This is a genomic window from Pseudomonas sp. BP11-1-1 (assembly GCF_052112105.1).
GTDB lineage: Bacteria > Pseudomonadota > Gammaproteobacteria > Pseudomonadales > Pseudomonadaceae > Aquipseudomonas > Aquipseudomonas alvandae.
This window is the reverse complement of the sequence record NZ_JAUTYU010000023.1, coordinates 59767-76494: the sequence shown is the minus strand read 5'-3', so window position 1 is coordinate 76494 and position 16728 is coordinate 59767. Positions and strand designations below refer to the sequence as shown.

Annotated in this window: 16 protein-coding genes; 5 read left to right on the top strand and 11 right to left on the bottom strand. The window is 61.0% G+C overall.

Going from position 1 to position 16728, the window contains the following annotated elements; all coding sequences use genetic code 11:
* A partial coding sequence (locus Q7C33_RS26345) for a carbon starvation CstA family protein (RefSeq protein WP_407684389.1) occupies positions 1 to 397 on the bottom strand: 397 nt, incomplete at its 3' end.
* 159 nt (positions 398 to 556) lie between these two features.
* Here Q7C33_RS26345 and Q7C33_RS26340 point away from each other — a divergent pair.
* A complete protein-coding gene (locus tag Q7C33_RS26340; protein WP_217860379.1) occupies positions 557 to 913 on the top strand; it encodes a PilZ domain-containing protein in 357 nt (118 codons plus the stop codon).
* A gap of 189 nt (positions 914 to 1102) precedes the next feature.
* Here Q7C33_RS26340 and radA read toward each other — a convergent pair whose 3' ends face one another.
* The 3 genes from radA to katB form a co-directional block, all read right to left on the bottom strand.
* The gene (gene radA / locus Q7C33_RS26335) at positions 1103 to 2470 is read right to left on the bottom strand and encodes a DNA repair protein RadA (RefSeq protein ID WP_030140305.1); all 1368 of its coding nucleotides are present in this window, start codon (positions 2468 to 2470) and stop codon (positions 1103 to 1105) included.
* A 40-nt stretch (positions 2471 to 2510) separates the two neighbouring features.
* Positions 2511 to 3059 carry an ankyrin repeat domain-containing protein gene (locus tag Q7C33_RS26330; RefSeq protein WP_323155969.1) on the bottom strand — a complete coding sequence of 183 codons (549 nt, stop codon included), beginning with the start codon at positions 3057 to 3059 and terminating at the stop codon, positions 2511 to 2513.
* A 61-nt stretch (positions 3060 to 3120) separates the two neighbouring features.
* Positions 3121 to 4635: a catalase KatB gene (gene katB, locus Q7C33_RS26325; RefSeq protein ID WP_407684391.1), complete on the bottom strand. Its 1515-nt coding sequence runs from the start codon at positions 4633 to 4635 to the stop codon at positions 3121 to 3123.
* Between the two features lie 312 nt (positions 4636 to 4947).
* Between katB and mscL the strand changes: the two genes are divergently transcribed.
* Entirely contained in the window at positions 4948 to 5361 is a 414-nt protein-coding gene (mscL, locus tag Q7C33_RS26320; protein ID WP_181289472.1) for a large-conductance mechanosensitive channel protein MscL, read from the top strand.
* Between the two features lie 44 nt (positions 5362 to 5405).
* Here the strand turns inward: mscL and Q7C33_RS26315 are convergent, their stop codons facing one another.
* Complete coding sequence (locus Q7C33_RS26315; protein ID WP_258648307.1) at positions 5406 to 6182, bottom strand: ferredoxin--NADP reductase; 777 nt, start codon at positions 6180 to 6182, stop codon at positions 5406 to 5408.
* 291 nt (positions 6183 to 6473) lie between these two features.
* On the opposite strand from Q7C33_RS26315, the gene Q7C33_RS26310 reads away from it, so the two are divergent.
* Together Q7C33_RS26310 and Q7C33_RS26305 are read left to right on the top strand one after the other, a co-directional pair.
* The gene (locus Q7C33_RS26310; protein ID WP_407684388.1) at positions 6474 to 7184 is read left to right on the top strand and encodes an autoinducer binding domain-containing protein; all 711 of its coding nucleotides are present in this window, start codon (positions 6474 to 6476) and stop codon (positions 7182 to 7184) included.
* Positions 7185 to 7364: 180 nt separating this feature from the next.
* Complete coding sequence (locus tag Q7C33_RS26305) at positions 7365 to 8489, top strand: methyltransferase (protein WP_407684387.1); 1125 nt, start codon at positions 7365 to 7367, stop codon at positions 8487 to 8489.
* Between the two features lie 6 nt (positions 8490 to 8495).
* Here the strand turns inward: Q7C33_RS26305 and Q7C33_RS26300 are convergent, their stop codons facing one another.
* The 3 genes from Q7C33_RS26300 to Q7C33_RS26290 are packed head-to-tail and all read right to left on the bottom strand — an operon-like array spanning position 8496 to position 11132.
* Entirely contained in the window at positions 8496 to 8660 is a 165-nt protein-coding gene (locus Q7C33_RS26300) for a DUF2474 domain-containing protein (RefSeq protein ID WP_080628560.1), read from the bottom strand.
* 21 nt (positions 8661 to 8681) lie between these two features.
* Entirely contained in the window at positions 8682 to 9689 is a 1008-nt protein-coding gene (cydB, locus tag Q7C33_RS26295) for a cytochrome d ubiquinol oxidase subunit II (RefSeq protein ID WP_030140312.1), read from the bottom strand.
* A 3-nt stretch (positions 9690 to 9692) separates the two neighbouring features.
* Positions 9693 to 11132 carry a cytochrome ubiquinol oxidase subunit I gene (locus tag Q7C33_RS26290; RefSeq protein WP_030140313.1) on the bottom strand — a complete coding sequence of 480 codons (1440 nt, stop codon included), beginning with the start codon at positions 11130 to 11132 and terminating at the stop codon, positions 9693 to 9695.
* 596 nt (positions 11133 to 11728) lie between these two features.
* Here Q7C33_RS26290 and Q7C33_RS26285 point away from each other — a divergent pair.
* Positions 11729 to 12967, top strand: coding sequence for an MFS transporter (locus Q7C33_RS26285; RefSeq protein ID WP_407684386.1), 1239 nt, complete (start codon positions 11729 to 11731; stop codon positions 12965 to 12967).
* Here the strand turns inward: Q7C33_RS26285 and Q7C33_RS26280 are convergent.
* Genes Q7C33_RS26280 through Q7C33_RS26270 form a run of 3 tightly spaced genes read right to left on the bottom strand, consistent with a single transcriptional unit; the run spans position 12964 to position 16675 of the window.
* A complete protein-coding gene (locus tag Q7C33_RS26280; protein WP_407684385.1) occupies positions 12964 to 15165 on the bottom strand; it encodes a xanthine dehydrogenase family protein molybdopterin-binding subunit in 2202 nt (733 codons plus the stop codon). The two genes, Q7C33_RS26285 and Q7C33_RS26280, sit on opposite strands and share 4 nt — an antisense overlap.
* Complete coding sequence (locus Q7C33_RS26275) at positions 15162 to 16154, bottom strand: FAD binding domain-containing protein (RefSeq protein WP_030140316.1); 993 nt, start codon at positions 16152 to 16154, stop codon at positions 15162 to 15164. The genes Q7C33_RS26280 and Q7C33_RS26275 overlap by 4 nt, the downstream gene beginning before the upstream one ends.
* The gene (locus Q7C33_RS26270) at positions 16151 to 16675 is read right to left on the bottom strand and encodes a (2Fe-2S)-binding protein (RefSeq protein ID WP_030140317.1); all 525 of its coding nucleotides are present in this window, start codon (positions 16673 to 16675) and stop codon (positions 16151 to 16153) included. The genes Q7C33_RS26275 and Q7C33_RS26270 overlap by 4 nt, the downstream gene beginning before the upstream one ends.
* Positions 16676 to 16728: the final 53 nt, after the last annotated feature.

The window sequence follows — 16728 nt, the reverse complement described above, 5'->3', positions numbered from 1 at the left end:
CCGCACCGGCCAGCACCACGCCGGCGATCAGCCAGAGCGTGCCGGGCAGGTAGCCCATCTGCGCCGCCAGCACCGGCCCGACCAGCGGCCCCGCGCCGGCAATGGCCGCGAAGTGGTGGCCGAAAAGAATGTGTTTGTTGGTCGGGACGTAGTCCAGGCCATCGTTGTTGAGCACGGCAGGCGTGGCCCGGCGCGCATCGAGTTGCATCACGTTGTTGGCGATGAAGAGGCTGTAGTAGCGGTAGGCGACCAGGTAGATGGCGACTGCCGCGACGACGATCCAGAGGGCGTTGATCGGCTCTCCGCGGCGCAAGGCCACGACGCCCAAGGCGCACGCTCCTAAGAAGGCCAGCAGTAGCCAGGGCAGATGGCGTAGCAGGCTATTATTGTTTTTCATTTTTATATTCCGGCCAGGGTGGACAAGAAAGACAGCCACTGGAGTTTAGCGCTAACCCGCGCAAAGGCCATACCCCGACATTTGTCGGCCACTGACCGAACGGCAACGACGGCGCGCCAGTTGGGTCTATAGTCAGTGGATCATCAGGGGGAATGAGTAATGAGCGAACGCCGCCGCTTCGTACGAATTGAATTCCATGCCAAGACCGAGCTGAGCCAGGGGCCGTTCATCTGGCCGGTGAAGTTGCTGGATCTGTCCCTCAAGGGGCTACTGATCGAAAAGCCCCAGCCTTGGCTCGGAGATCCGGAGGAGCCGTTCATGGCGGACATCCACCTGAGCCCCGAGGCGGAGGTCAAGATGGAAGTCAGGTTGACTCATGATGACCATGGTCACCTGGGCTTCGTCTGCGAGCACATCGACTTGGATTCCATCGCCCACCTGCGTCGATTGGTAGAACTGAACCTGGCCGATCATGATGAACTGGAGCGGGAACTGGCGGCGCTGATCCAGATTTGAATACGCCGCTGCCCTCCTGTGGCGAGGGGATTTATCCCCGTTGGGCTGCGCAGCAGCCCCTCAGAAAAGCAACTCCAATCTAACTGACCCACCGAGTTGTCAGGTTCAGGGCTGCTCCGCAGCCCAGCGGGGATAAATCCCCTCGCCACAGATAAAATTCCATCACAGAGGCCTGCATCCGTCTCGACATTATTCGAACAGCGCATCCAACGCCTGCTCCAGGCGTGTCACCGCAATAATCTGCAACCCCGCCGGTGCTTCCTTCGGCGCGTTGCCCTTGGGCACGATGGCGCGCTTGAAGCCGTGCTTGGCCGCTTCCTTGAGCCGCTCCTGCCCACTGGGCACCGGCCGCACTTCGCCCGAAAGCCCCACTTCGCCAAACACCAACAGATCATGGGGCAGCGGTCGATTGCGCAGGCTGGACATGACGGCCGCCATCAATGCCAGGTCGGACGCGGTCTCCAGCACCTTGACCCCGCCCACCACGTTGAGGAATACGTCCTGGTCATGCGTAGGAATCCCGCCGTGCCGGTGCAGGACAGCCAACAGCATGGCCAGCCGGTTCTGATCCAGCCCCAAGGTGACCCGGCGCGGGTTCGCCAGGTGGCTGTCATCCACCAACGCCTGCACTTCCACCAGCATCGGGCGGGTGCCTTCCCAGGTGGCCATGACCACGCTGCCCGGCACTTCCTCCTGGGCTCGCGTCAGAAAAATCGCCGAAGGGTTGGATACTTCCTTCAGGCCCCGGTCAGTCATGCCGAACACGCCCAACTCGTTGACGGCGCCAAAACGGTTCTTCACCGCCCTCAGCAAACGCAGCCGCCCATCGGATTCACCTTCGAAATACAACACCGTGTCCACCATGTGCTCCAGCACGCGCGGCCCCGCCAGCGCGCCTTCCTTGGTGACATGGCCTACCAGGAAGATCGCCGTGCCGCTCTGCTTGGCGTAGCGCACCAGCAACGCCGCGCTCTCGCGTACCTGAGACACGCCGCCCGGGGCCGATTGCAGTTGTTCGGTGAAAATGGTCTGGATCGAGTCGATCACCATGACCTTGGGTTTTTCCAGGCGCGCCGTGGCGATGATCGTTTCGATACAAGTCTCGGTCATCACCCGCAGTTGATCCTGGGGCAAGCCCAAACGCCGGGCGCGCATGGCGACTTGTTGCTGGGATTCTTCGCCGGTCACGTAAAGGGCGGGCATGCGTGTGGCGAGGTTGCACAGGGTTTGCAGCAGGATGGTGGATTTGCCGATGCCAGGGTCGCCGCCAATCAACACCACCGAACCGTCCACCAGGCCGCCGCCCAGCACACGGTCCAGCTCGCCGGACGCGGTAGAGAAGCGCGGGATTTCCTCGACGCTGACTTCGGCCAGGGTCTTGATCTGCGCTTGTTGGCCGGCCCACCCGGTGCGGCCGGTAGGCGCCGCCGCCCCGCCACTCTCCACCATGGTTTCGGTCAGGGTGTTCCAGGCCCCGCATTCGCTGCATTGGCCAGCCCATTTGGGAAAGGTCGAGCCGCACTCGGTGCAGCCGTACATGCGCTTTGCCTTGGCCATCTGAACTCCGGGTAAAAACCGCGATGATAACAGTCGGGCTTTACTGCGGGGCCGGCATTCTGATTTCACCCTTTGCCAGGCCAGCCGCGGTATTGCCCAGCGGATCCCTGGCATCCAGGTCGGCGCCCTTGGCCTTCAGGGCGTCGAGCAACTCATCGCGCTTGAACAGGCCGGCATACATCGCCGCAGTCTGTCCGGCGCCGTTGCGTTGGTCGGGGCTGCAGTCGGTCGACAATAAACGCCGCGCGATCTGCACTTCGCCCTTGAAAATGGCGCCCATTAGCGCCGTGTTGCCACGTTTGTCCTGGGCGCAGGCATCCGCCCCGGCAGCCAGCAGCCGTTCCACCGCCGGCCCGTGGCCGTGATAAGCCGCCAGGATCAGCGCGGTGTAGCCCTTTTCGTCGCGAGTATCGAGCGAGTAGCCGGCCTCTATGAACGTATTGAGCATCGGCACATCGCCCCGGCGGGCGGCGTCGAAATAATAGTCTTGCAACTGTTCCCGCACCCCGGCCGGGTCGGCGGGCGGAACCTGATCAGCCAGCACAGCCCATGACCCAGTGGCGAATATCAGTAAAAGAAATTTACGCATCGTGGCCTCTCCATACGACTCCAGACAGGGGGAGCCGACCAGCTCGTCTCCCCCCGGTGAATCAGTCGTTCAGCTTCTCGGCCAACGCCTTGACCCGCGCCAGATCGCCCTTGGCGACACGGGCCACGCCGGTGCCGTATTCAGGGTCAGCCTTGTAGAGGAACGACAGGATGATGTGCTTGCTCTCATCGTCGGTGGTCGCCAATGACCCGCCGAAACTTTCGATCAGGTCATCACGCTCTTTCTTGCTGAACGAACGGTACAGATCACCGGCCTGCTTGAAGTTCTGCTCACGCTGGATTTTTGCCTGCTGGGTACTGCCGGTCAGCTCGGTCTGGCTATAGCGCGCAGCGGACTGCTCTTCACGTGGCAGCAGCCGGCTCGGCTGATAATTCACGCCGGTACTGCTGCTGCCAGCATTCATCGCGCCGTCCTGGTTGCCGTTGTTGACGGCGACCTTAGGGGCGTTGATGGGCAACTGCAACGCGTTCGGCCCGACCCGGTACATTTGCGTATCGGCATAAGAAAACACCCGGCCCTGCAACAGGCGATCTTCCGAAGGTTCAATGCCCGGCACCAGGTTGGCGGGCGCCATCGCCACTTGTTCGGTTTCCTGGAATACATTTGCCGGGTTGCGATTCAAGACCATTTGTCCAACTTTTCGCTCAGGCACATCCGGCCAGATCTTGGTGGCGTCCAGTGGGTCGAAGTCGAACGTGGACAAGTCCTGCGGCTTGAGTACCTGGACGTACAAGTCCCACTTGGGAAAGTTGCCCTTGTTGATATGACTGACCAAGTCATTGGTCATGTGGCTGTAATCCTGCCCCTGTACTTTCACGACTTCTTTCGGGTCGAGATTCTTCAGACCCTGCAAACTTTTCCAATGAAACTTCACATAACTGATCTCGCCCTTGGCATTGATCAGCTTGTAAGCATGCACGCCGTTACCGTCCATTTCACGATAACTGGCTGGCGTGCCGGAGTTGGAATACAGCTCTGTCAGCGTGCGAGTCGCTTCCGGGACATGGGAAAAGAAATCGAAACGACGGGAGTCATCGTCCAGGTTAGTTCGTGGGTCAGGTTTGAACGCGTGCACCATGTCTGGAAACTTGATGGCGTCGCGAATGAAGAATGTCGGGAAGTTATTACCCACCAGATCCCAGTTGCCATCGGCGGTATAGAACTTGGTGGCAAAGCCACGAGGGTCGCGCAACGTCTCCGGCGAATGATTGCCGTGCACCACGGCGGAAAAGCGCACGAACACCGGCGTGACTTGCCCAGCGGCGAAGACCTTCGCCTTGGTCAAGTCGCTCAGGTCATTGGAGACAGTAAATTCGCCATGGGCCCCGGTACCACGGGCATGCACGACACGCTCGGGGATGCGCTCACGGTCAAAACGCTGGAGCTTCTGGATAAGTTGCACATCCTGCAGCAAGGTCGGGCCATTGGGGCCTGCGGTTTGCGAGTTCTGGTTGTCGCCTACCGCCGCGCCATTGTCGCGGGTCAAGGTGGCGGCATTGACGGACAGGGAAAACAGGCTGGCGGTGAGCACAACAAGTGAGCGACGACCGGACATGGCGCCGAGGCCTGGGGAAATGTTCATTGGCGTTTCCTCTGATTTTATAGAGCGCATCCATGTGCGCCTTTCAGAGGCTAGTGCCCGAAAATCCAAAACCTAAATAGAAATGCCGTACCGCATTGATAGAAAAAACGGTGTAGGGAATCGGGCTGAAACCGCGTATCACGCGCGATTGGTGGCACTTTGTAAACTTTTCACAGGCTGCCGAGTCGATAAACAGGCCAGCAAATGTAAGCAGGCATGTCGAGCGATCCACGTTTGGCTGGCTTACACTGCGGGTACCTACTTATCTGTCACAAGGAATAACTCATGGGCGTGCTAAGCGAGTTCAAGGCCTTCGCGGTCAAAGGCAATGTCGTCGACATGGCCGTCGGGATTATCATCGGTGCCGCTTTTGGCAAGATTGTTTCGTCATTCGTGGGTGACGTGGTCATGCCTCCGATCGGCCTTTTGATCGGCGGGGTGGACTTCAGCGACCTGGCCATCACACTCAAGGCCGCCCAAGGCGATACGCCGGCCGTCGTGCTGGCCTACGGCAAATTCATCCAGAGCATGGTGGATTTCATCATCGTCGCGTTCGCCATTTTCATGGGCGTCAAGGCCATCAACCGCCTCAAGCGCGAAGAGGCCGTTGCCCCGAGCGCGCCCCCCGTCCCCACCAAGGAAGAACAATTGCTGAGCGAAATTCGCGACCTGCTCAAGGCCCAAAACGAACGGCCCTGAGCATTCGCGCAAGTAAAAATGGCGTCCACTGGACGCCATTTTCCTTACCAGTAGTTTTCCACCGCCACCTGCCCAGGCCGGCGAGTGAGGCTCAGTTGCAGGCCCTTGGCCTTGAGCAACTTGCGTGTGTCGTCGATCATTTGCGGATTGCCGCACAGCATGACGCGCGAGTGCTCCGGCGTCAGCGTGACATTGGCGGCTCGCTCCAATTCGCCATTTTCAATCAGCGTGGTGATTCGCCCATTCAACGCGGCCGGATGCTGCTCGCGGGTGACAGTTGGAATGAACCGAAACTTATGGGCGTATTCGGCAAGGTAATCACGCTGGGTCAACCCTTCGATCAACGCCTGATAGGCCAGCTCCCGCCCTTCGCGAACGCTATAGACCAGGATGATTCGCTCGAATTTTTCCCAGGCCTCGAAGTCCTGGAGGATTGAGAGAAACGGCGCAACGCCGGTGCCCGTGGACAAAAGCCACAAGTCCCGTCCATCCACGAAACGGTCCAGGGTCAGGTAACCAAAGGCCTGGCGTTCAACCAATAGACAATCACCGGGCTTGAGGCGGCTGAGCTCGCTGGTGAACTCTCCGTCCGGGACGACGATGGAAAAAAACTCAAGGAATTCGTCAAAGGGTGACGACACCATGGAATAGGCGCGCCACACGGTCGTACCGTCCGCCTTGACAACCCCAAGCCGGGCGAACTGGCCTGCCCGAAAGCGAAAGCCGCGATCTCGGGTGGTACGCAATGTAAACAGATGAGGCGTCAGGGGTTGCACGTCGATCAGCGTCTGGCGGGTAAACTTTTCTGCGCTGTCAGTCATGGGCGACTCCAATAGGACAAGACTCTAGTGTCCCGCAAAGCCGGCACGTTAACCACCGAGAAGAAAGATAGCATTAAGCCATTAACTCAGGTCCTGCCGGGGAAAATCTTCTAGCAGAGTTATACAGAACTATAAACATGTATCGAAAAACGAAATAGCAGTGAGTTATTTAATAGCAACAAGTACAAGTGAAAAGAAAAAAATCTAACTGGGGTGCAGGAAACGTCCTACACTCTTTCTCGCATCAACGATTGGATCCGCTTCGCGGTATGTCACACCCAGGAGAATGCGATGGACGAATGGAAAGATCTGCAACTAAGAAAACTATCCTGTGAACAGGACTTGCAAAAAGCCTATCGCCTGGTTATGAATTTCTTTAATAATCAGGGCTTTGAATACTGTGCCTTTACAGCTTATTCAGGGCTGCCAGGTCGATGTGCCAGCAAGATAAACCTCAATAATTATCCTTATGGATGGGACAGGCTCTATGAACAAAATGGTTACGCTGCTAACGATCCACTAGTGGCGCACTGCAATCAATCCTCTCTGCCTATTCTATGGGACGAACATGTTTTTTCCGAAGCCCCCAAGTTGTGGGAGGATTTAGGTCGACAGGGCCTCAGGTACGGCTGGACCCAAGCTGTCCATGACGAAAACAGTTCTTGCTACAGCGTGTTCAGCCTCGCCAGGACTCATTGTCGTATTGACGCAGAAGAGCATTACGGGAACCTCGGCTACGCCATTTTTGCCAGCCAGAAGCTGCATACGCTGGCGAGCATAAAATTGGCCAGGCTGCCTTCGCCAAAGACATGTCATCTCTCGCCTCGCGAAATTGAAGTGTTGAGATGGTCCGCCGAAGGCAAGACCGCCTCGGAAGTCGGCAGGATCCTTTGCCTTTCCGAACGCACCGTGAACTTCCATGTGTGTAGCTGCATGCGCAAATTGAACGTGACCAATAAAATCTCGGCGGTGGCCAAGGCGGCCCATATTCACGTGATTTGAACAGCGGGTCAGGTTGCGAACCTGAAAACCCGCGAGTAATGCCTTGCGAAAAAACGTAACATTCGCGGCTCCACTTGAATGATGACGCGCCTACCACGCGACGCAGTTCATTCAGGCGGCCCCGCTGACACACCTGCCACCAGGCAGCGGGACATTCGTTGATTTGCCAGAGTCCCAGCCATGCCTTTGCTTGACAGTCCCTTCGCCCAACTCGACCTGATCCGCCAGCCCGAACAGCAGAACGAACCGCTGCAGGCTTTCGACGCGGCCGACGAATACCTGCTTGCGTACCTGGCCGAGCAACAACCGTGCACCGGTACCCACGTGTTGGTACTCAATGACAGCTTCGGCGCCCTGGCCGCCAGCCTTGTCGGCAAAGTCCAAGTCATCAGCAGCGGGGACTCGTTCCTGGCCTTCCAGGCATTGGAGAAAAACCTGGTACGCAACGGCCTGCCCTTCGATGCGGTGCCGACCGTGCCCGCCAGTGAACCGGTGGCCGGCCCCTTCGACCGAGTGCTGGTGAAAGTCCCCAAGACCCTGGCCCTGCTGGAGGAACAACTGATCCGGCTGCAAGGCCAACTGGCGCCAGGTGCGCAAGTCATTGCCGCGGCGATGGTCAAGCATCTGCCCCGAGCCGCCGGTGAGCTGCTGGAGCGCTACATCGGCCCGGTCCAGGCCTCGCTGGCGGTCAAGAAGGCTCGCCTGTTGATTGCCACGCCACAAGCCAAGCTTCCGGCCATCTCCCCTTACCCCACGCGTTACGGCCTGGACGAGCCGAAAATCGAGCTGCTCAACCACGCCAACGTGTTCTGTCGCGAAGGGCTGGACATCGGCACCCGTGCCTTCCTGCCGCACCTGCCAAAAAACCTGGGCTCGGCGCGGGTCGCGGACCTGGGTTGCGGCAACGGCGTGCTGGCCATCGCCAGCGCCCTGGCAAACCCGGACGCTCGCTACACCCTGGTGGACGAGTCATACATGGCCGTGCAATCGGCCGCCGAAAACTGGCGGGCCGCCCTGGGTGAGCGCGAAGTTGTCGTGAGGGCGGGAGACGGCTTGGCCGGGCAAGAAGCGCAGTCCCTGGATGTGGTGCTGTGCAACCCGCCCTTCCACCAGCAGCAAGTGGTGGGCGACTTCCTCGCCTGGCGCATGTTCCAGCAAGCCCGCGAAGCGCTGGTGGTCGGCGGCGCCCTGTACATCGTCGGCAACCGGCACCTGGGCTACCACAGCAAGCTGGCGCGCCTGTTTCGGGGCGTCGAGCAAGTGGCCGCCACGCCGAAGTTCGTGATCCTCAAGGCTCGCAAATAGGCTGGATCAGTGAGTCGTCAGCCCCGCTGCGTTCATGAACATCCGCATCAGGCTGGCGACCACAAACAGCGCCAGCACACTGCCAGCCCAAATCACCGCCAGCCAACCGAGCCGCTGCCATAACGGTTTTTTCTCAGCGGCCTCGATGTCCTTCAAGTCAGGCTTGGCCATGCTCGGCACCTCGCAGGTCGATCAATGGTAGCCGTCGTCATGGGTCACCTTGCCGCGGAACACGTAGTAGCTCCAGAAGGTGTACACCAGGATCAACGGAATGATGAACAACGTGCCGACCAGCATGAAGCCCTGGCTCTGTGGCGGTGACGCGGCGTCCCAGATCGAAATGGACGGCGGCACGATGTTCGGCCACAGGCTGATGCCCAGGCCGCTGTAGCCGAGGAAAATCAGCACCAGCGTCAGGATGAATGGCGTGTAGTTGGCATTGCGGGCCACGGCGCGGAACAACCCGTACATGGTCACGAGCACCAGGATCGGTACCGGCAGGAACCAGAACAGGTTCGGCAGGGTAAACCAGCGGGCCGCGATATCGGCGTGGGCCAGCGGCGTCCAGATACTGACGATGCCGATCACCGCCAGTACCACGAAGGCCAGCGGCCTCGCCAGATCGTGCATCTGTTCCTGCAATTTGCCTTCGGTCTTCATGATCAGCCAGGTACAGCCGAGCAAGGCGTAGGCGGCAATCAGCGCCAGGCCACAGAACATCGTGAATGGCGTGAACCAGTCCAGGGAGCCGCCAGCGTATTGGCGATTGACCACCTCGAAGCCGTCGATGAACGCCCCCAGCGCAACGCCCTGGAAGAACGTCGCCGTCAGCGAACCACCGATGAACGCCTTGTCCCACAAGTGCCGCTTCTCGGCCCTGGCCTTGAAGCGAAACTCGAACGCCACGCCCCGGAAGATCAGGCCGATGAGCATCAGGATCAGCGGCAGGTACAACGCCGAGAGCACCACCGAATAGGCCAGCGGGAACGCCCCGAACAGCCCGGCGCCGCCCAGCACCAGCCAGGTTTCGTTACCGTCCCAGACCGGCGCGACGGTGTTCATCATCACGTCGCGGTCGCGCTCGCCCTTGACGAAGGGGAAGAGAATGCCGATGCCCAGGTCGAAGCCGTCCATGATCACGTACATCATGATGCCGAAGATGATGACCACGGCCCAGATCAGCGGAAGATCAATACCCATGACTCAATTCCCCTTGTGCGAGCTGTCGTTGTGGTCCACTTCGTCGTCGCCTTCGTTGGCCGCCGACAATGGACGGGCCGGGGTGCGTTTCTGGCCAGGGCCACCATCGGTCGGCTCGGCTTCGTGGGCCACCGGGCCCTTGCGCACCAGGCGCATCATGTAGCTCAGGCCCGCGCCAAACAGGGCGAAATACACCACCACGAACATGACCAGGGTGAAACTCATTTGCGCAAAGCTATGGCCGGACGAAGCATCGGCGGTGCGCATCAAGCCGTAGACCACCCACGGCTGACGCCCGATCTCCGTAGTGAACCAGCCCGCCAGAATCGCAATAAGTCCGGACGGCCCCATCCACAGCACCAAATGCAGGAAGGGTCTGGACTGATAGAGCCGGTGACCGCGACGCAACCAGAGGCTGCACAGCCCGGTGAAGATCATCAGGAAACCCAGGCCCACCATGACCCGGAACGACCAGAACACAATGGTCGAATTCGGCCGGTCCTCAGGCGGGAACTCCTTGAGGGCCGGCACTTGATCGGTCAAGGAGTGCGTCAGGATCAAGCTGCCCAGGTACGGGATCTCCACGGCGTATTTGGTTTTTTCTGCCTTCATGTCGGGCCAGCCGAACAGGATCAGCGGCGTGGGCTCGTCGCCGACGTTCTCCCAGTGGCCTTCGATCGCGGCAATTTTCGCCGGTTGATGCTTGAGGGTGTTGAGACCATGGAAGTCGCCGATGACCGCTTGTACCGGCGCCACCAGCAAGGCCATCCACATGGCCATCGACAACATGCGGCGCACGGCCGGATTGTCGCGGCCGCGCAGCAGGTGCCAGGCCGCCGATGAGCCGACGAAAAACGCCGTGGCCACAAAGGCCGCGACCGACATGTGCATCAGCCGGAACGGGAACGAAGGGTTGAACACCACCGCCAGCCAGTCCACCGGAATGACCCGCCCATCAACGATTTCGTAGCCCTGCGGGGTTTGCATCCAGCTGTTGGAGGACAGGATCCAGAACGTCGAGATCAGCGTGCCGATCGCCACCATGACGGTGGAAAAGAAGTGCAGGCCGCGGCCAACGCGATTCCAGCCGAACAGCATCACACCGAGGAAACCCGCTTCGAGGAAGAATGCCGTGAGCACTTCATAGGTCAGCAGCGGCCCGGTTACAGCACCGGCGAAGTCCGAGAAACGGCTCCAGTTGGTGCCGAACTGATACGCCATGACCAGCCCGGACACCACGCCCATGCCGAAGTTGACGGCAAAGATTTTCGACCAGAAGTGATACAGGTCGCGGTAGGTATCGTCCCGCGTCTTGAGCCACAGGCCTTCGAGCACCGCCAGGTAACTCGCCAGGCCGATGGTGATGGCCGGGAACAGGATGTGGAACGAGATCGTGAACGCAAACTGGATTCGGGCGAGATCGAGCGCCTCCAAACCGAACATAAGTCTTCCTCTGTCAGGTAAAACCGGCTGCGGGCGGGGCTTGCACCACAGCCCCCAGGGATATGGAGTGCGATGCTTTTAAAATCGTTCTTTTTTAAACCGTCACAACGCAGGACTCTGGCCGGATGGCCGCCAGCACAATGCCCCGAAAGGGAATTGACCTGGATCAAGCAATGCTCAAAGAGTAGTCCCATATCGGCCGATGGACGGCGTGGTCTTTTGTCGCGTGACAGGTTGTCCCAGTGCCAAAACCCAGCCCCAAATCCAGATTTCCCGAACCTGCAGGGACCCCGTGGCGAGGGGATTTATCCCCGCTGGGCTGCGCAGCAGCCCCAAAAGCAACGGCCCCGATCTTACTGGCACACCGAGTTATCTGGTTGAGGGCCGCTGCGCAGCCCAACGGGGATAAATCCCCTCGCCACAAGACCTATTCCCTGCGCGACAGCGCAGCGTCGGAGACGCGGCGGGGACTCCCTCGCCACAAAAGCCCGCATCAGTTTGAATTGATGTTTGGCTAACTATTTTTCCTACCACCGCAACTTCCAGTTACAGCTCGGTGATAATCTCGTGGCCTTCATCACCGGACCCCGTCGCAGATGCCCAGCCAAGCACCGTTGCTGCTCCGTCACCATCGTCCCTTCATCGCCTTCTGGCTGGCCCGGATATTCACCGCCAGCGGTTTCCAGATGCTCACCGTGGCCATCGGCTGGAACCTTTATCAACTGACCGGCAACGTCCTCGACCTCGGGCTGGTCGGCCTTGTGGAATTCGCCCCGCGCGTACTGTTCATGCTTCACACCGGGCATGTGGCGGATCGATACGATCGACGCAAAGTCGCCGCGATCTGCCAATCATTGCAGGCGATGATCGCCCTGGCCCTGGCGATTGGCAGCGCCACCGACCACGTCACGCGGGAGATGATCTTCATCCTCGCCTTCCTGCTCGGCGCGGCCCGGTCCTTCGAAATGCCGACCACCCAGGCCTTGCTGCCGAGCATCGTCCCGGCTGCGCTGTTTCCCCGGGCCGTGGCCGCCGCGCAATCGGCCCAGCAATCGGCGACCATCGTCGCCCCGGCCCTTGGCGGTCTGCTGTATGCCTTCGGCAGTGTCTGGGTCTATGGGCCGACCGTGCTGCTCTACATCATTGCCTGTTGCCTGATGCTCAACCTGCCTGCCAGGCAGACGCCGCTGAACAAAGGCAAGGCGACCCTCGACTCGCTGTTGGCCGGTATTCGCTTCATTCGCAGCCGCCCGGACATCCTCGGGGCGATCTCCCTGGACCTGTTCGCGGTGCTGCTGGGGGGCGCAACCGCGTTGCTACCGGTATTCGCCAAGGACATCCTGCTCACCGGGCCCTGGGGCCTGGGCCTGTTGCGTTCGGCGCCAGCGGTCGGTGCCCTGCTGATGTCGCTGTGGCTGGCGCGCTTCGCCGTAGAGCGCAAGGTCGGCCGGGTGATGTTCACCGCCGTGGGGGTGTTCGGTGTCGCCACCATCGCGTTCGGCCTCTCCACGTCATTCTGGTTTTCCCTCGCGGTGCTGGTGGTGCTGGGCGCGGCCGACATGATCAGCATGGTGATCCGCGCCTCCTTCGTACAGCTGGAAACGCCGGACGAGATGCGCGGACGGGTCAGCGCAGTGAATGGCTTGTTCATCGGCGCGTCGAACCAGTTGGGCGAATTCGAATCCGGCCTCACCGCCCATTGGTTCGGCACCGTGCCGGCAGTGGTCATGGGCGGCGTCGGCACGCTGTTGGTGACGGGAGCCTGGATCAAATTGTTCCCGACCCTGGCCCACCGCGACCGGATGCACGAACCCGTGGACGAGGCGAAAGCCTAGAGCAACTTGTCCAAGGTGATCGGGAATTCCCGCACCCGCTTGCCCGTGGCGTGGTAGATCGCATTCGCCACCGCTGCGGCCACACCGACAATGCCAATCTCGCCGACACCCTTGGAACCGAGGGCGTTGACGATCTCGTCATGTTCCTCGACAAAAATCACGTCTATGTCACCGATATCGGCGTTAACCGGCACGTGGTATTCGGCCAGGTTGTGGTTCATGTGGCGGCCCAGGGCGTGGTCAGTCAGGGTTTCTTCATGCAGCGCCATGCCGACGCCCCAGACCACGCCACCGAGGATCTGGCTGCGGGCGGTTTTCGGATTGATTACCCGTCCGGCGGCAATCGCGCTGACGACCCGATTGACCTTCACCGTGCCGAGGTCTTCGTCCACCAGCACCTCAACGAATACGGCCGAGTGCGTCGCGGTGGCGTAGGCCTGGCGTTTCTCGTCCGGCCCGGCGGAGACCTCGGCCTGCAACGGCATTTCACCGCTTTTGCGCGCCAGCTCCGACAGCGCGACACGGGCCGCGCCCATGCGCAGCTCACCGTCGGCAAACGTGACCTGTTCAAGGGTCGCGGCGCTGAACTCAGGGCAGGACTGCCGGGCCACAGCGAGCAGTTTTTCCCTGAGCGCTTCACAGGCCTGCTGCACCGCCGTCCCCACGGACGAGACGGTAAACGAACCGCCCTGCAGCGGAGCCGTCGGAAGCGACGAGTCACCCAGAACAAAGGTGACATTCTCAAGGGAAACGCCTGACGCCTCGGCGGCAATCTGAGTCATGACCGTGTAGGTACCGGTGCCGATATCGGTGGTCGCGCTGCTGACGGTCAACTTGCCATCGGCGTCCAGCGATGCCCGGGCGCTGGCCTTCTGCTGCATGGCTTCCCACACGCCGCCGGCCATGCCCCAGCCCACCAATTGCCGGTCCTTGCGCATGCTGCGCGGTTCCGGGTTGCGCTTGTCCCAGCCGAAACGCTTGGCACCTTCGGCGTAACAGGCCCGCAGTTCCTTGCTGGAATACGGCTTGCCCTCGTTTTCGTTGCGCTCGGCGTAGTTGATCAGGCGCAACTGCACCGGGTCGATTGCCAAGGCACAGGCCAACTCGTCCATGGCGCATTCCAGGCCGATCAAGCCAAGGGCCGCGCCCGGCGCGCGCATGTCCAGCGGCGTGTAGACGTCCAGCGGCGCCAGTTTGTAGGTCAACGTCACGTTGTCGCAGTGATAGAGCATGCCGCTCCACTCCACGACGTGTTCGGTGAAGTCTTCGAAACGCGAGGTCTGGCCGATGGCGGAGTGCGCCACGGCGAGCAATCTGCCGTTGGCGGCGGCGCCCAGTTGCAGGCGCTGAAAGGTTCGTGGCCGATAGCCGAAGGTAAACATCTGCTGGCGCGTCAGGCTCACGCGTACCGAGCGTTTCAGCGCCAGCGCGGCCATCACCGCCAGCGGCAATTGGTATTGCGGCCGCAGTCCGGAACCGAAGGCGCCGCCTACGAACGCGGCAAACACCCGCACGTGTTCCTTCTCCAGGCCGAACACTTTTTGAACATACTGCTGGCAGTTCTGCGCGCCTTGGGTCTTGTCGTGGATATTCAGGCTGCCGTCGGGTTGATACAGCACGGTGGAGGCGTGAGGCTCCATCGGGTTGTGATGCTCAACCGGGGTGCTGTAGGACACATCCACGCTCAACGCCGAACTGGCGTACTCGCCCTGAAAATTCCCACGGGGCTTGGGCAATTCGGCTGGCGCCGGATGGGCTTCGTTTTGCTGGATGGTCAGGTCGGTCTGATGCGTCTCGGCTTCGTACTCGATGTGCACGAGCGAGCCGGCATAACGGGCCAGTTCCAGGTTCTCGGCCACCACCAAGGCCAGCGGCTGGCCGCTGTAGAGAATCCGCTCGTCGAACAGCGGCCGGAACGGTGAGCCCTCCGCCGCATCGGCATCCTGGTAGGGCTCGTCGTAACTGGCGATTCTCGGGCGATTGGTGTGGTCGATCACCGCGACGACGCCCGGCAGCGCCAAGGCCCGCGACGCATCGATGCGCACGACGCGGCCGCGGGCAATCGCGCTGGACACCACGCTGCCGTGCAACAAGCCAAGCTCGGGGTATTCACCAGCATAACGGGCGCGACCGGTCACCTTGAGCAGGCCATCGACGCGGTCCAGCGGTTGCCCTATGGTTTTGCTCTGTGCGTTCATCGGGCCGTTCCTCCCACCAGTGCCGCTTCGCTCAAGGCGCGGACGATCGCCCGTCGCGCCAGTTTGACCTTGAAGCCGTTGTGCGCCAGCGGTTCAGCGTCCTGCAGCAGCGCATCGGCGGCGGCCGTGAAGGTTTCACGGCTGACGGCTTGGCCCGCCAGCCAGCTCTCCACCGCCCGGTCGCGCCAAGGCTTGTGTGCCACGCCGCCGAGGGCCAGGCGCGCCTGTCGGATCACCGGTCCGTCCAGTTCCAGCGCGGCCGCGACCGACACCAGCGCGAAAGCATAGGACGCCCGGTCGCGGATTTTCAGGTAATGGCTGTGTTCGGCGAAACCGGCGGGCGGCAGCTCGATGTAGGTGATCAGCTCGTCATCGGCCAGTTGATTGTCCCGGTCCGGAGCGTCGCCGGGCAGACGATGGAAATCGGCGAACTCGATGGTCCGTGGACCACCGCGCCCCAGCACATGGACCACCGCATCAAGGGCCGCCAGGGCCACGCACATGTCTGAGGGATGCGTCGCGACGCACTGCTCACTGGCTCCCAGGATTGCGTGTATCCGATTCAAGCCGCTTCGGGCCGGGCATCCACTGCCGGGCCTGCGTTTGTTGCAGGGCACGCTGGCGTCATAAAAATAGTAACAACGGGTGCGCTGCAACAGATTGCCACCCGTGCTGGCCATGTTGCGCAACTGCGGCGAAGCACCGGCGAGGATGGCCTGGGAAAGCAACGGATAACGGCGCTCGATCCAAGGATGCCAGGCCAGGTCGGCATTGCTCACCAACGCGCCGATCATCACCCCGCCCGAGGGCGTTTCGCTGAGGTCGGCCAAGGGCAGACCGGTGATATCGATCAGATGCTCGGGGCGGGTGAGGTTTTCCTTCATCAGGTCCAGCAGATTGGTGCCGCCAGCGATGAAGCGCGAATGGGCACTCGACAGTTCCACGGCCGCCCGCAGCGTATCGGGCTTGCTGTAGCGGAAGGGATTCACGACTCACCTCCCGTCTGCTGGCAGAGCGGCAGGGCTTCTTCAATGGCATCGCGGATGTTGTTATAGGCACCGCACCGGCAGAGGTTGCCGCTCATCAGCTCGCTGATTTCAGCCGAGCCCTGCGCCCTGCCCTCGTTGGCCAAGCCCACCGCCGAACAGATCTGCCCTGGCGTGCAGTAACCACACTGGAAGGCGTCATGCTTGATGAATGCACGTTGCATGGGATGCAATTCATCGCCATCCGCCAAGCCCTCGACCGTGGTCAGCTCGGCGCCATCGCACATTACCGCCAGGGTCAGGCAGGCATTGATCCGCTTGCCGTCGCGCAGCACCGTGCAGGCACCGCACTGGCCGTGGTCACAGCCCTTCTTGCTGCCCACCAGGTCCAACTGCTCGCGCAACAGGTCCAGCAGCGTGGTCCAGGGCAGCACCTGCAACTCGCGCACCGCGCCATTGAGGGTCAGACGTATGGGATGAGGGACGAAGGACGCCGGCGTCGCTTCGGACAAAGTCGCGCTCATGGAACACCTCACGGTTAGTCGTACACGCGGCGTTTTGGGAAACCACCGTCATA

What these genes read in the sequence shown, in the direction of transcription:
- Q7C33_RS26310 (WP_407684388.1), top strand. Translation starts at nt 6,474, where the DNA reads ATGGACGAATGGAAAGATCTGCAACTAAGAAAACTATCCTGTGAACAG.
- Q7C33_RS26315 (WP_258648307.1), bottom strand. Translation starts at nt 6,182, where the DNA reads ATGACTGACAGCGCAGAAAAGTTTACCCGCCAGACGCTGATCGACGTG.
- Q7C33_RS26280 (WP_407684385.1), bottom strand. Translation starts at nt 15,165, where the DNA reads ATGAACGCACAGAGCAAAACCATAGGGCAACCGCTGGACCGCGTCGAT.
- Q7C33_RS26330 (WP_323155969.1), bottom strand. Translation starts at nt 3,059, where the DNA reads ATGCGTAAATTTCTTTTACTGATATTCGCCACTGGGTCATGGGCTGTG.
- Q7C33_RS26300 (WP_080628560.1), bottom strand. Translation starts at nt 8,660, where the DNA reads ATGGCCAAGCCTGACTTGAAGGACATCGAGGCCGCTGAGAAAAAACCG.
- mscL (WP_181289472.1), top strand. Translation starts at nt 4,948, where the DNA reads ATGGGCGTGCTAAGCGAGTTCAAGGCCTTCGCGGTCAAAGGCAATGTC.
- katB (WP_407684391.1), bottom strand. Translation starts at nt 4,635, where the DNA reads ATGTCCGGTCGTCGCTCACTTGTTGTGCTCACCGCCAGCCTGTTTTCC.
- radA (WP_030140305.1), bottom strand. Translation starts at nt 2,470, where the DNA reads ATGGCCAAGGCAAAGCGCATGTACGGCTGCACCGAGTGCGGCTCGACC.
- cydB (WP_030140312.1), bottom strand. Translation starts at nt 9,689, where the DNA reads ATGGGTATTGATCTTCCGCTGATCTGGGCCGTGGTCATCATCTTCGGC.
- Q7C33_RS26290 (WP_030140313.1), bottom strand. Translation starts at nt 11,132, where the DNA reads ATGTTCGGTTTGGAGGCGCTCGATCTCGCCCGAATCCAGTTTGCGTTC.
- Q7C33_RS26285 (WP_407684386.1), top strand. Translation starts at nt 11,729, where the DNA reads ATGCCCAGCCAAGCACCGTTGCTGCTCCGTCACCATCGTCCCTTCATC.
- Q7C33_RS26305 (WP_407684387.1), top strand. Translation starts at nt 7,365, where the DNA reads ATGCCTTTGCTTGACAGTCCCTTCGCCCAACTCGACCTGATCCGCCAG.
- Q7C33_RS26340 (WP_217860379.1), top strand. Translation starts at nt 557, where the DNA reads ATGAGCGAACGCCGCCGCTTCGTACGAATTGAATTCCATGCCAAGACC.
- Q7C33_RS26270 (WP_030140317.1), bottom strand. Translation starts at nt 16,675, where the DNA reads ATGAGCGCGACTTTGTCCGAAGCGACGCCGGCGTCCTTCGTCCCTCAT.